At 73.1% G+C, this 14,424-nt stretch carries 7 protein-coding genes; 1 reads left to right on the top strand and 6 read right to left on the bottom strand.

The annotated features are described in order from the left end of the window. The first annotated feature begins 34 nt into the window (after positions 1–34). On the top strand, positions 35–391 hold the full coding sequence (locus HZU84_RS06815; protein WP_149504699.1) for an iron-sulfur cluster assembly protein: 357 nt from the start codon (positions 35–37) through the stop codon (positions 389–391). 18 nt (positions 392–409) lie between these two features. On the opposite strand, the gene HZU84_RS06810 is transcribed toward HZU84_RS06815, so the two are convergent. The 6 genes from HZU84_RS06810 to HZU84_RS06785 form a co-directional block, all read right to left on the bottom strand. Next, positions 410–1,225: an SDR family oxidoreductase gene (locus tag HZU84_RS06810; RefSeq protein WP_149504700.1), complete on the bottom strand. Its 816-nt coding sequence runs from the start codon at positions 1,223–1,225 to the stop codon at positions 410–412. A gap of 309 nt (positions 1,226–1,534) precedes the next feature. Continuing rightward, a complete protein-coding gene (locus HZU84_RS06805) occupies positions 1,535–2,443 on the bottom strand; it encodes a bestrophin family protein (protein WP_149504701.1) in 909 nt (302 codons plus the stop codon). 31 nt (positions 2,444–2,474) lie between these two features. Further along, positions 2,475–4,598 carry a penicillin-binding protein 1C gene (gene pbpC, locus HZU84_RS06800; protein ID WP_149504702.1) on the bottom strand — a complete coding sequence of 708 codons (2,124 nt, stop codon included), beginning with the start codon at positions 4,596–4,598 and terminating at the stop codon, positions 2,475–2,477. Positions 4,599–4,689: 91 nt separating this feature from the next. Beyond that, positions 4,690–7,830, bottom strand: a complete 3,141-nt coding sequence (locus tag HZU84_RS06795) for a metallophosphoesterase (protein WP_180692833.1) — start codon at positions 7,828–7,830, stop codon at positions 4,690–4,692. A gap of 6 nt (positions 7,831–7,836) precedes the next feature. Next, positions 7,837–13,752, bottom strand: coding sequence for an alpha-2-macroglobulin family protein (locus HZU84_RS06790; RefSeq protein WP_149504704.1), 5,916 nt, complete (start codon positions 13,750–13,752; stop codon positions 7,837–7,839). A 146-nt stretch (positions 13,753–13,898) separates the two neighbouring features. Beyond that, positions 13,899–14,342, bottom strand: a complete 444-nt coding sequence (locus tag HZU84_RS06785; RefSeq protein ID WP_149504705.1) for a universal stress protein — start codon at positions 14,340–14,342, stop codon at positions 13,899–13,901. Positions 14,343–14,424: the final 82 nt, after the last annotated feature.

Genomic DNA, 14,424 nt, shown 5'->3' with positions numbered 1-14,424 from the left:
ACCGGTACCGGAATGCGACTGGCATGATGAATCCATGGCAGTCACCCGTCGTCCCATCTGGATGCGCACCGCACCGGCGGATCTCGCGCCGCCGCCCCCCGAGCCCCCGCGGCTGGGCGGCGATGCGGCGATCGCCGCCCAGGTGCTCGAGGCGCTGCGCACCGTGCGCGAGCGGGGAGACGGTCCGGACATCGTCAGCAGCGGCCGGGTGCATGCGATCGAGGTCGGACCGGACGAGGCGGTGCTGACCCTCAGGCTCGACGGCGGGCGATGCGGCAGCGCGCAGGTGCTGGCCGAACTGGCCTTCGACGTGATGCGCCAGCAGCTGGCCCCGCTCGATCTCGATCTCTATCTGCGCCACGAGCATTCGGGCGGCTGCCCGAACCACTGAGGCGCAGGCGGTCTCGCTTCAGCCGCGGCCGACGAAGGGCATCGCGCTGGCCATCACCGTCATCTGCAGCACATTGGCCGACAGCGGCAGCGCAGCCATCTGCAGCACCGCGTCGGCGGCATGCTGCACGTCCATCACCGGCTCGACCTTCAGCGAGCCGTCGGCCTGGCGGATGCCGGCGGTCATCGCCGCGGTCATGTCGGAGGCGGCATTGCCGATGTCGATCTGCCCGACGGCGATGTTCCAGGCGCGGCCATCGAGCGCCGCCGTCCGGGTCAGGCCGGTGATCGCGTGCTTGGTCGCGGCATAGGCGACCGAGCCGGGGCGCGGCACCTGCGCCGAGATCGAGCCGTTGTGGATGATGCGCCCCCCCTGCGGCACCTGCGCCTTCATCGTGCGGAAAGCCTCGCGGGTGCACAGGAACATGCCGGTCAGGTTGGTGTCGACCGAGCGCTGCCAGTCGGCCAGCGTCACATCCTCGATCGAGACGCCCTGCGTGAAGATGCCGGCGTTGTTGAACAGCACGTCGACGCGGCCGAAGCGCTCGCGCGCGGCGGCGAACAGCGCCGCGACCGCGGCCTCGTCGGTCACGTCGGCCGCCACCGCCAGCGTCCGCTCGCGCACGCCGGCCTCGGGCTGGGCCGCCCCGGCCTCGTCGATGACCGCCTGCAGGCGCTCCAGGCGCCGTCCGGCCAGCACCACCGACCAGCCCGCGCGCAGGAAGGTCAGCGTGCAGGCGCGGCCGATGCCGCTGCCCGCACCGGTGATCAGCACGGTGCGCGTGTCACGGGACCAGACGCAGGAAGACGGGGGTGAGGACAGCACGTCGGACATGGGCGAGGACTCTCGGCAGTTCGGGTTTCTGGAGTCCCGATGATGCGCGATCCGCTGGTCGCCAAATAAGAACCCCGCCACGTGTGGCGGGGCCTCCCTGGATGCATATTCGACCTGTCGCCAGACCGAGTCCATGGTGCAGAAGAGCGGGGACTGCAACCCCGCATACACGAATGGAATGGAGCCGATAAGTGGAAAAACGATATGGGCTGCACCTTATCCGGACTTTCCCGCACCGGAAACCCCTCGTTTCGGGGCAGCGGAAAATTGCCGTGACGGAAGTCGGAGATGGACGGATCCAGCCGGGATTCAGGTCAGCACGCAGTCGACCGGCCGCAGCGGCGCCGGCAGATCGCGGTCGCCGAGCAGTTCACGCACCGAGGCCTCGATGTTGACGCTCATCGCGTCCAGCGCCAGGTCGTTGGGCGAGGTGCCGAAGGGCTCCTCGATCTCGTCGCCCAGCGCCTCGATCGCGAAGAAGGTGTAGGCGACGAAGGTCACCATCAGCGGCGTCATCACCCCGATCGAGTCCAGCAGCCCGAAGGGCAGCATCAGGCAGTAGAGGTAGACGGTGCGGTGCAGGATCACGGAGTAGGTGAAGGGCAGCGGCGTGTAGGCGATGCGCTCGCAGCCGCCGTAGGCGTCGTTCAGGCCGGTCAGGCTCTGGTCGATCTGCATCGCCAGCACCGAATCGAGCCGGCCGGCGTCACGCTGCTCGCGCACCCAGCGCGACAGCCACAGCAGCACCGCCATCGCGACGAAGCGCCGCGACAGCACCTCGTCGGCGACATCGGCCGGCAGCAGCCGGCGCAGATCGTCCTCGCCGCTGCGGCCGCGGAACTGGTGGCGCGCCGCATGCACGAAGGCGGCCAGGCCCAGCACGAAGGGCCGCGCGGTGGCGGCATCGGTCATCGTCACCGCCAGGCGCGCGGCGCTGCGGGCGTCCGTCAGCAGCCGGCCCCAGAGCTTGCGCGCCTCCCAGTAGCGGTCATAGCTGGCGCTGTTGCGAAAGCCCAGGAAGATCGCCAGCGCGACGCCGACCAGCGAGAACGGCACCGCCGTCAGCGTGATCTTGTGATGCAGCAGCTGGCCATGAAAGGCCACCACCAGCACCGACAGCAGCAGGATGCACAGCAGCTGCGGCGTGATGCGGTGCAGGATCGAGCCACGCACGACGAACAGCATGCGCAGCCAGTGAGGACGAGGGCGAACGATCATGCGGCCGCAGTATCGGGCAAGGCGCGACCGTCTATTGAGGCGGCACCTGCCGCGGCACCGATGACACCGCATCGCGCGGGGTCGCGCCGCGCACCTCGAAGCGCACCGAGTCGACGCGCCCGCCCGGCAGCCGCAGCTCCAGCTGGTGGCGCCCCGGCCACGGCGCCCAGGCCAGCCGCGCGCCCTGCCCGATCCGGCGGCCGTCGAGCCACCAGGTGCCCGGCTCGCCCTGGAAGACGATGCGCTGCACCTTCGGCGGCATGTCCGGATCGAGCGCGTAGAGCGCACCCGGCTTCGGGCTGGCGATGCCGCGCAGGTCGGCGCCGCCGCGGGCGTGCTCGCCGCGCCGGATCTCGGCCTGCTCGGTGCCGGCGATGAAGAATTCGTCGCGCGCCGGCCGGGCGTCGCCGGCGACGAGCTGACGCACCAGGCCCGGCGGCAAGGGCGGCGCGCGTGACGGCCGCCCGTCGCGCTCGTGCAGGGCCTGCACCAGCGCACGCCAGACCGGCGCGGCGCCGGTCGTGCCGCTGACGGCCTGCATCGGCTCGCCGCCGGCGTTGCCGACCCAGACGCCGACCGTGTAGCGGTCGGTCCAGCCGACGCACCAGTTGTCGCGCAGATCCTTGCTGGTTCCGGTCTTGACCGCCGCGAAGCCGCGTGTCACCAGGGGACTGTCCAGCCCGAAGGTGACCGCGCGCGCCGCGTTGTCCGACAGGATGTCGCCGACCAGCCAGGCCGCCGCGGCGCTGCCGACCTGCCGCCCCGGCCCGAGGCGGCCACCGTTGGCCAGCCCGCGATAGGCGTTCGTCAGCGCCGCCAGCGTCGTCTCGGCGCTGCCGAGTGCCAGCGCCGCGCCGTGGAAGCCGCCGCTGTGGCTCAGGCCCAGCCCCCAGGCATTGAGCCGCTCGAACAGATCGTCGGGCGTCAGCATCACGCCCAGGCGCACCGCCGGGATGTTCAGGCTCGACGCCAGCGCCACGCGGGCGCTGACCCAGCCGTGGAAGTCGCGGTCGTAGTTCTGCGGCGCGTAGACGCCGCCGCCGGCCATCAGCTGCGTCGGCGCGTCCTCGAGCAGGCTGGCCGGGGTGATCAGGCGGCGCTCGAAGGCCATCGCGTAGACGAAGGGCTTGAGCGTCGAGCCCGGCTGGCGCCGCGCCAGCGCCATGTCCACCGCCGCCGCGTCCGACAGCGCCGCGCCCGACGAGCCGACCCAGGCGATCACCTCGCCGGTGGCGTTGTCGAGCACGACGACCGCACCATCCTCGACATGGCGCAGGCTCAGCTCGGCGAGCTGGCGCCGCAGCGTGTGCACCGCCAGGCGCTGGATCGGTGCGTCCAGCGTCGTGCGCCAGGTGGCCGGGCGCGGCGCCGGCAGCGCCTGCCAGGCCCGCAGCGCCTGCCGGGCGTAGTGCGGCGCGTCGTTCGGCGGTGCCGGCTGCGGCGCGCGTGCGGTGGCGCCGGCCCCCAGCGCACGGGCCGCAGCCGGCCCCAGCGTCGCGCAGTCGATCCGCTGCACCGTCAGCAGCGCGCACGCTCGCCGCACCACCACCTCGCGCGGCGCGTTCGGCCCGCGCACCAGCGCCGCCAGGATCGCCGCCTCGGCGGCGTCCAGCCCGCTGGGCAGCTTGCCCAGCAGCACCTGCGACGCCGCCGGCACGCCGACCAGCTCGCCGCGCATCGGCACGCGGTTCAGATAGGCCTCCAGGATCTGCGCCTTCGACCAGCGCGCCTCGATCTGCCGCGCCGCGGCGATCTGCCCGAGCTTGCCCGCGACGCTGCGTCCGCCGGCCGGGCGCACCAGATCGCCGTCGACCAGGCCGGCCAGCTGCATCGTGATCGTGGAGGCGCCCTGCGTGGCGCCGCTGCCCGACAGATTGGCCCAGGTGCTGCGCGCCAGACCCGCCCAGTCGACGCCGGTGTGGGCGTGGAAGCGGTGGTCCTCGGCGAGCACGATCGACGTGCGCAGCGCGGGCGAGAAGTCGGACAGCGCGACCCAGGGCTGGCGGCGGGCGGTCGGATCGACGCGGATCGTCTGGATCGGCTCGCCGTGGCGGTCGAGCAGGATCAGGTCGGAGGGGCGGTGCGCGGCGCGGACTTCCGGATACGTCGGCAGCGGCAGCGCCAGCGCCACCGAACTCGCCCCCCACACCGTCATGCCCGCGAAAGCGGGGATCCACCCACGCCACCGCCTGCTCGCACGGTGGGTTCCCGCTTGCGTGGGAATGACGCGCATGGGGTGCCTCAATTCACACCTCTGGAATCTCCACGCCAAAAATCTGCTCAAAAACATCAGCAATCTGCTTCGCCTCCGGCAACCCCAAGCGCCTTGCCGCGCCGAACGCCCTGCGCAGCAGGTCGATCATCTCCGGCGCATCCTCGATCTGGCCCCGCATCGCCAGACAGATCGCCAGATTCGTCCGCCCGACCAGCAGCGAGCGCACGTCGCCCAGCTTCTCGTACACCGGCAACGCCTCTTCCCGCCGGATCCTCAGCGCCTCCTCCAGCTCCCCTCTCGCCTGCAGCACGTCCGCGATCTTGCCCATCGTCACCGCCCGCGAGCGCACGTCGCCCAGCTTCTCGTACACCGGCAACTCCTCTTCCCGCCGGATCCTCAGCGCCTCCTCCAGCTCCCCTCTCGCCTGCAGCACGTCCGCGATCTTGCCCATCGTCACCGCCCGCTCGCGCACGTCGCCCAGCTTCTCGTAAACCGGCAACGCCTCTTCCCGCCGGATCCTCAGCGCCTCCTCCAGCTCCCCTCTCGCCTGCAGCACGTCCGCGATCTGGCCCAGCGCCAGCGCAGCCCCGTGCTCCTCGCCTCGGGCCTGGTCGAGATCGGCTTTGCGGCGTGCGGCATCCTGTGCAGCCGAGAGCTGCCCGCCACGTTCCAGAACCTGCGCCTGGGTCCACAGCACGTTGCTCAGGATCGCCGGGTCGTCATGGGACGCGATCAGGCGCTCGCAGAACTGCTGCCACAGGGCATAAGGGCCGCGTGTCGTGGCGTAGTCCTTGGCGGCGCGCTCGACGGCAGGCCCCTGCTCGACCGGGACGGCCGCCAGCCAGTGCGCCAGCGACTCGACCTCCTGCTCGACCCGCGCCCAGGCGTCGCGCTGGCGCTCGTCGCCGGTCTCGGGCAGCAGGGGCAGGAACCAGCCGCCGAGCCGCTCGGTCACGGTGGCCTCGGTCGGCTCGGGTTGCTGGCGCAGGAACTCGGCGATCAGCGGGTGCAGTTGCGTCATGCGCGCCGCCGGCTGGTACTGCAGCAGGCTCAGGCGCGCCGCCGCGACGGCGAAGACGGGGTAGAGGGCCTCGTCGATCGCGGTGATGGCGGCCGACAGCGACAGGCCGGTCGGGTTGGCCGGGCCGTGGGCCAGGGCGACCAGGGCCTGCTGCCATGCCGGATCGGCGCCCGGCCCACCCGCGCACCAGTGGCGCCACGACAGCTCGAAGGAACTGCGCACGACGGCGCGGGCACGGTCAGCGCTCAGGCGGGGATCGCCAGGCTCGGCCGGCGGCAGGTCCAGACCGGCGCGGCGCAGCTCGTCGAGGAAGGCCTGCGGCGTCAGGCCCAGGCTCAGGTGGCTGGCGGCAATGTGCAGCGCCAGCGGCAGCCGGCCGAGGCGCTGGGCGAGGTCGTCGGCCTCGGCGTCGGTGAGCGGGTGACCGTCCGGTTCGACCTCCGCCAAGAGCAGCTTGCGGGCGTCGTGTGCCGACATCGGCGCCACCGGCACGCGTGTCCAGCCGGTGCTGCCGAGCTTCTGATAGCGCGCCGTGACGAGGATCGGCACGCCGGGCAGGCGGTTGACGAGTTCGCCGACGGCCTGGGCCTGCGCGGCGGCATCGACGTTCTCGATCAGCAGCAGCCACGGCCCGCCCTGCGGACCGCCCATCGACAGCGCCGCCTTGAGCCGATCCCAGAGCCCCTCGTCCGGCCCGTGGGCGCGCAGGCGGTCGGTCAGCGTGCGGCCCAGGCCGAGCGCAGTGGGCGGCTCGAGCGCCTGCGGGTCGAGGATCAGGCGCTGGCAGACCGTCGCCGGATCCGTGTCTTCCGGCAGGCCGAGCGCCGGCAGCCAGTGCTCGGCGATGAAATGCTCGGCCAGCCGCGTCTTGCCCACGCCCGCCATGCCCTCGATGGCGCAGCACAGCACCGTGGGGTGCCGCGTCGAACCATCCTCGGGCAGCAGCGCCCGCTGCAGCTTGGCCAGCTCGTCATCGCGGCCGATGAACTTGCCGGGCGTGAACGGGTGATCCGGCGGATCCGGCGGCACCAGCCGCAGCTTGCCGCCGACGCTGCCCGGATAGAGGCCGTCGTCGTTGTGCCAGTGCCCACGTCCCGAGCGTCCCGACCAGCACCGAGCCCAGAGGTGGCGCGGCTCGATCGGACGTCCCTTGGGCAGTTGCACATCCAGCAACTGCACGCCGTTCGGAAACTGGTCGGTTTCGTAGAGGCTGCCCGCAGCAGAGACATGCAGGCTCGCCGCCGGCGTCGTCCAGCGCGACACCTCGGCGTCGTGCAGGTGGCCGTGCAGCAGCAGGCTGACACCGAATTCGCTCAGCAGCCGCTGCGCCTCGCGGCCATCGGCGAGGTCGGACAGAGGGTGATGCACCAGCGCGATCGTCCAGCCGGGCAATCGCTCGCCGCGCTCGTCGGTGAGCAGGCGCACGACCTGTTCGTCGGTCAGCCGCAGCTTGCCCGCGTCATCGTCGTCGCCAGCCAACCACGCGCTGTCGAGCCCGACGACGTGCAGCGGCGCCTCCAGCCCCAGGTCGTCCAGCGAGATGCGGTAGCCGAAACGGCCGTGCGGGCCATGCTCGGGCCGCTGTGCCGACAGGCCGGCAGCGTCGAGCCAGTCGCGGTAGGCCGCCTGTCGCCGCAACAGCGCGTCGGGCCACGCCGCGTCGAAACCACGCGGCGCCCGACCGCCCGCCAGCCACCGAGCGTAAGCCTGCGGGCTGACCTCCCAGGCGCCATCGCGCATCTCGCGCCAGGCGTCCGACGCGATGGTCCGGTCAACATCGTGGTTGCCCGGCACGCAGAAGAAACGCGCCTTGGGCACCTTCAGCACCCGCAGCACTTCGTCGACGAAGCGCGAGGCCTCCTCGTACTGCGCCGCCTGCCCCGACTGCGCCAGATCGCCGGTGAAGCACACCAGATCGACCGGACCGTCGGCGGCGATGTCGTGCAGGTTGCGCGTCCACGCTTCACCGAGCACGCGCCGCATGCGCCAGCCAGAAGTGCGCTCCTTGCCGATGTGCAAGTCCGAAAGATGCAGGATGCGCAGCGTTCGCCGATCGCTCATGGTGCCGTCCCCGTGATTTGTGCAGAACGGGTGACAGTGTGGCGCAGGCTGCGCGCGATTCAGCTCCAGCGCATCAGCCCATCGCCGCACAAGCGTTCACTCTTTCCGCGTGACCACCTCGAACGCCCCGACCGGGGCCTCGCCGAAGTTCTCCGGCGCGTACATCGCCTCGACCCGCGCCGGCGGCAGCTGGAAGCGGCCGGCGGTGTTGAGACGCAGCGTGTACTCGACCGTGTGCGTGCCGCGCGGCAGCCAGGCGTAGTAGGCCCGCCAGGCCGACGGCAGCCGCTCCTCGTGCACCTTCCAGGCAGAACCCTCCTGCCGCTCGTCGCGCGTGGCGATCTGCGAATCACGGCCCAGCCCGCCGCCGAGCACCACCGCGCCGGGCGGCACCGGATCGCTGACGACGACCCAGCCCAGGTCGGTCGTCGCGCTGATCTGCAACTGCACGCGCAGCACGTCGCCGCGGCTCCAGCGCCCGGCGGTCTGCTGCTCGACCGCCTTGACGGTGCGCTCAATGCGGTAGCCGGCTGCCAGCGGCGCCTTCAGCGGCACCGCGGCCAGGCTCTGCAGCGCCACCCACGGCCGCCCGCTGCCCTGCTGCGTCACCGACAGCGCCGCCGGCGACGAGGCCGCGGCCGGCACCGGTGCCGCCCACGGCAGCGACAGCGCGCCGCCGTCGCCCTGGCGCGACCAGTCGAGTTCGCGTGTCGTCGCGCCGAGCGTCGCGCGCGCCCGCCCGGTCACCGGCACCGACTCGTGCACCGCCGAGAAGCGCTGCAGCGCCAGCACGGTCCAGACGTTGGCGGTCGTCGTCGCAAAAGCCCCCTGGCGCTGCGCGTCGAGCCGCGCCATCAGCCCGGTGACGAGGCGCGGCAGGTCGTCGCGCCACGGCGCGCCGTCCTCGACCGCCGTCAGCAGCAGCCGCGCCGCGTTGGCGTCGGCCCCGGCCATCAGCCACCACCAGCCGTCGCCGGCCTCGTCGGCGAAGCGCAGCGTCGTGCTGCCGGCCACCCGCCGCGCCTGCAGCAGCCGGCGCGCCTCGTCGAGCCGCTCGGCGCGGTTCGGCACGCCGTCGACGCGGCGCAGGATCGCCAGCCAGTCGAGCAGCGCCGCGGTCGGCCACTGCTGCGGCGCGATCTCCAGCGAGCCGAGCAGCCGGGCGTCGGCACGGCCGTGGCGCGACAGCGCCTCGATCGCGGCGAGCTTGCGCACGTCGCGCTCCAGACTGTCGCTGGCGCCGCGCGGCGACGGGATGCGCCGCGTCAGCCGGCCCTCGACGAAGGCGGTCAGGCCGCCGAGCATGGCCTCGCGCGGGCCGTCGGGAATCGTCCAGCCCGCCGCCTGCGACGCCGCCAGCACATAGGCGGTCAGCACGTCGCTGCCGCCGCCGGCCTCGGCGTCGCGTGGCGGGAAGTAGTGCGCCAGGCCGTCGCGGTCGAGGTAGGTCGGCAGCTCGTTCATCAGCGCGCTCCAGCGCGCCGCATCGCCCAGGCCGATCGCGCGCGACGTGCGCTGCTCCAGGCAGCTGTACGGATAGACCTCGAACCAGCGCCGAATGCCCGGCAGCGCGCCGGCCAGCGTCGGCCTGAGCGTCACCTGCACGCCGCCGACGCCGGGCAGCGCGTCGGCCGGCGGCGCCACCGGCCAGGCGAGCGTGCCGGCGGCGTCCATCTGCCGGATCGTCGCCTGCATCACGCGCACCGGCACGGCCGGCTCGACCTGCTGCGTCACCTGGATGCGGTCACGCGCGCCCTGTCCGGCCGCGGCGCCGACCTCCTCGGCCGTGCCGGTCCAGGCCAGCGTCGTCACGCCCGCCGGCACGCTGACCGGCCAGCGCAGCTCGGCCGCGCCGCCGGCCGGTATCGCCACCTGCTGCGCCGGCAGCGTCAGCGGCCCGCCCAGCGTCGCCTTGACCGTCATCGCGCGCGCCGTCGTGTTGCGCAGCGTCCAGAGCGCCTCGAAGCGATCGCCCTCGCGCACCAGTGTCGGCAGCCCCGACAGCATCTGCAGATCCTGCGTGACGCGGATCGTCGCCGCGCCGCTGCCGAAGCGGTCGAGCTGCGCGCCGCCGCCGGCGGCCACCGCGACGAGGCGGAAGGCGCTCAGCGAGTCGTTCAGCGGCACCTCCAGCGTCGCGCGGCCCTGCGCGTCGAGCTGCACGTCCGGACGCCACAGCAGCAGCGTGTCGAACAGCTCGCGCGTCGGGTTGCGCCCGCCGCTGCCGCCCGGCGCCAGCGCCTTGCGGCCGTAGTGGCGCCGACCGACGATCTCGTTCTGCGCCGTCGACGTCTCGACGCCCCAGGCGCGCGGCGGGAACATCGCGCCGAGCAGATCCCACGAGCCGTTGTCCATCAGCGCCAGCAGCCCCTCGTCGACCGCCGCGAACGACACCGTGCCGCCGGCCAGCGGCCGGCCATCGGGCAGCAGCACCTGCACGCCGGTGCGCGCGGTCTGGCGCACGCCGTACTGGGGTTTTTCCGGCGTGACCTTCACGGTCAGCCGATGGTCGTCCAGGCCGATGCGCAGCGCCGCCACGCCGAGCTTGAAGGCCGGCTTGGCCAGATCGACCAGCGCGGTCGGCGCGGTCCACTCCGGCCCCTCCTGGCGCCAGGCGTTCCACCACAGCCGCGGCGAGCGCCAGCCCCAGTCGAAGAACGAGTACCACGGCACCTGCCGCACCCGCCCGCGCAGCACCAGCGCGCTGACGTAGACGTTGGGCGCCCAGCTCGCCGCCTCGGCCGCGTCGGCGCCGGCGGCGCGCTTCGGGATCGGCACCTCGATGACCGGGTCGCTGCCGCGCAGCGTGACGACGCGGGCATCGAGAATGCCCTCGCGCTCGACCGTCACCAGCACGGTGGCCTCGCGGAAGGGCATGCGCACCTGCAGCCGCGCGGTCTCGCCGGGGCGCAGGTCGCGCCGCTCGGGCAGCAGGTCGATGCGGTCGTCGTTGTCCTGGTCAAACCAGAGTTCGCCGCCGCGGCTGACCCACACCGAGCTGCTGGCGGCGCTGCGCCGGCCGCCGCCGTCGGTGGTCTGCGCGATCAGGCGCACCTCGCCCGACGCCGCCAGGTCGAGGTCGCAGGTCAGCAGGCCGCGTGCGTCGGTCCTGCCGCTGCACAGCCGGCCGAGGTCGCGGACCTGCTCCTGCGCGTCATAGGCGTAGAAGCCGCCGACGATCTTCTGGCGCGTCGCCGTCTGGGTGCGCTGCTCGCCGCGCAGCTCCACCGCCTGGCCGGCCTGCGGCTTGCCGGCGGTGTCGAGCACGACCATCTGCACCGGCACCCGGCCGCCCTGCGCCAGCCAGCTGCGCGCGCGGATGCCGACCACCACCGCCGACGGCCACAGCGTCACGCTGCGGCCGACCGTCTGGCGCTCGCCGTTCGGGTCGTCGAAGCTGACCTCGGCGACGAGCTCGGCCGGCACCTTCAGCGCCCGCACCGCGTCGGGCAGCGCCACCTTGGCGGTCGCCGCGCCCTGCGCGTCGGTGCGCAGCGCCTGGCGGTCGGCCAGCAGCTGCTCGCGCACGCGGTCGGGCGACTCGCCGCCGGCGACGCCCGCGTCCGCGCCGCGCTCGGACGGCGGCGTGAAGCTGTAGTCCTCGTAGTCCGGAAACCGCACCCAGGCCGGGCGCAGCAGCGCGTTGAGCGACGCCGCCGTCGCCAGCCCGCCGCCCGACAGGTGGCTGAGCTGCACGCCGAAGCTCAGCTCGCGCGGCACGACCTGCGGCCCGGCCGGCGCCTGCAGCCGCGCATCGACCAGCGGCACCTTGAACGCCTCGACGCGGAACTGCCCCGACGACCACGCCGCGCCGCTGCGGTGCTTGAGCGTCACGTCATAGACGCCCTGCCTGGCGTTCGGCGGAATCGTCCAGGCCATCGCCGCGCGGTACGGCAGCGTGGTCACGTCGCCGCTGGCCTGGTGGGTGATGTCGACCTGGTCGGGCTGCGCCGCCGCGGCCAGCGCCGCCAGCCCCCGGGCACTCTCGCGGCGCAGGTGATGGCGCATCGACACCGTCTCGCCGACGCGCAGCAGCGTGCGGTCGAACACCGTGTGCGCGCGCACCGTGTCGGCGTCGTCGAGCGGGCCGCGTGCGGTCGGCTGGCCGAAGCGCCACGACTCGATGCCGCGGCTCCAGTCGCCGAAGACGAAGGCCAGGTCGCGACTGCCGTCGGCGCGCGCAGGGCCGCGCGCGGTGACGAACAGGCCGTCGTGGCTGATGCAGTCGCTGCGCGACCCGGACTCGGCCTCGTCGAAGCTGCGCGGAATGCGCGCCAGCCCCTGTGCGTCGGTGCGGCCCGACCACAGCGTCACGCCGCGGCAGTCGTTGACGGCCACATCGGCGCCGGCCACCGGCTGCGCACGGTCCAGCGTCGTCACCCAGACCAGGCTGTCGCTGCGGCCGCGCTTGAAGTGAACGCCGATCGGCGTCACCAGCACGCCGGTGCGCACGTACATCGGCGCCTCGCGGTCGAGCAGCGCGCGCCCGAGCACGCGCGACGACACCTCGACGAGGTGGTAGCCCGAGCGCTTGAGGGGCAGGCCGATCACCTCGGTCGCGCCCGGGGTCTTGGCCGTCTCGGGCGACGGCGCCGGCAGGTCGGCGCGCTCGACGCCCTCCTCCTTGGCCAGCAGCGACAGCTCGCGCGTGCCGACGACACGGTCGCGCGTGACGCGGCGCGGCCGGCCGTCGTCGCCGGTGACCGTCTCGGTGACGGTCCAGTCCTTCGGCGGCAGACCGGCTTCCTTGGCGGTGAAGCTGCTCTCGTGGTAGCGGCCGACCCGGGCGTACCACTGCAGCAGTTCGCGGTCCGGCGTCGCCGCGCCGAGCCACTTGACGCTGACGCGCGCACGCGGCGGCGGCCCGCCGCCGTCCTGCACATGGCGCAGCGTGATCGGCAGCAGCCCCGGCTCGTCCGGCCCCGGGCCCTGTTCCAGCACACCGAACGGCGCCGCGGCGAACTTGGCCAGCGGCGGCATGCCGCCGGTCGCCACCGCGAGCGGAAACACCGACGCATTCGCCAGCGCCCGCCCCGACTCGTCGCGCAGGTCCTTGGGCAGCACGATCGTGTAGCGTGCGTTCTCGGCCAGCGGCCCCGGGAAGGTCAGTTCCAACAGCGACGGCTCGGTGTTGCCGGCCGCGAACTTCGGCGCCACCGCGCTGCCGCCGCCGACCGGCTGCAGGCGGATCTGCGCCAGCTGCGCACGCGGCACCGCTTCGCTGAAGCGCAGCGTCAGGGGCCGCAGCGGAATGCACGGCGCCTCGGCGCGCTCGCGCTCGCAGGTGAATTCGGCGGTGAAGCGCTCGCGCACCTCCCAGGCGAAGCGCTGCGGCTGGCGCGTCAGCACCGCCGGGTTGTTCGCCGCCGCGATGCCCGGCCCCCAGACCAGCCGCACGCCGGCGGCCGGCGGCAGCGGGCGCTGGCAGGTCAGCACCAGCACCCGCGCGGCATCGGCCGCGGCGATCTCGTGCAGCTTCAGCAGCGCCGCCCGCGGCGCGCCCTCGACGAGGCTGACCGGCACGCGCTCACCGATGCCCTGCACCTCGCACCAGGCGTTGCGCTGCACCGTGTCGGGCACCGCCGGTCCGTTCAGGCGCAGCAGCCAGTGCTGGTCCTCCTCGATCGACGAGCCTTCATACGGCTCGACCGACTCGACCACCGGCCCGCCGGATGTGAAGCGGAACTCGCGCGGCCCGTCGAGCGGGCCGTTCAGCGGCTTCCAGCCCGGCGCGATCGCGAGGCGGCAGGCCACGCCCGGCGGCAGCGTGCGGTCCAGGTCCCAGGCCCACTCGCGGTCGCTGATCCAGCGCCGGCTGCCGGCCGGCGCCTTGCCGCCCAGCCCGTCGCAGGCCAGCACCGCCGGATCCGGCAGCGCCGGCGACCCGAAAGGCACCACCGCCGTGTCGAAGCGCAGGCGGATCTGCACCGCCGCCGACACCTCGCCGCTCGGCACCGCCGACACCACCCGCGCGCCCCAGGCCGACCCTGCAGCCGCGGTCAGCACCGCCATCAGCACGCCACCGAGCTGCCCGCGCCACCGCCGGCCGCCAGGCCGCTCTGTCTCTTGTCGCTGTCCGCCCACCCGATTCCTCCTGCACGCCGGGCCGTCGCCCCGTGTCGTGCAGTCTAGGTCCGGAGGCAGCCGCCCCGCGAACCTCAGTGCAGGACCAGCATCGCCACCTTGGTACGCGACATCACGTTCTTGGTGTGCGAACCGAAGAGCATCTCGCCGAACAGGCCGCGACCATGGGTGACCATCAGGATCAGGTCGGCCTGGACCATGTCGGCGACCTCGGCGATGGTCGCGTCGGTCTGGTCGCTGCGGCGGTACTCGCTCTCGAAGGGCACGCCGCATTCGCGGGCACGCTGGGCAAAGCTGTTGAGCACCGCATGGGCGTGGGCTTCGGTGCGGGCCTCATGCGCCTCGATCTTGCGCGCGAAGGTGGTCGGGCTGGCATTGACCGCCGACAGCGGGATGTCGGGCTCGCAGACGAAGCCGGTCACGCGCGCGCCCAGCTTCAGCGCCAGCTCCAGGCTGGCATCCATCGCACGCACGGAGAGTTCGGAGCCGTCGACCGGGACAAAGATGTGCTTGAACATGGTGAATCTGCGGATCGGGTTGTAACGATTCCACTCTAGGGTTTGCCCGCCACCCGGTCTTGATGGACATCAAGAAAACCTG

Origin of the sequence: Sphaerotilus sulfidivorans (assembly GCF_013426975.1) — a bacterium.
In the GTDB taxonomy this organism is placed as follows: domain Bacteria; phylum Pseudomonadota; class Gammaproteobacteria; order Burkholderiales; family Burkholderiaceae_C; genus Sphaerotilus; species Sphaerotilus sulfidivorans.
The sequence above is the reverse complement of the archived record's forward strand: the minus strand, read 5'-3'. Positions and strand labels throughout refer to the sequence as shown.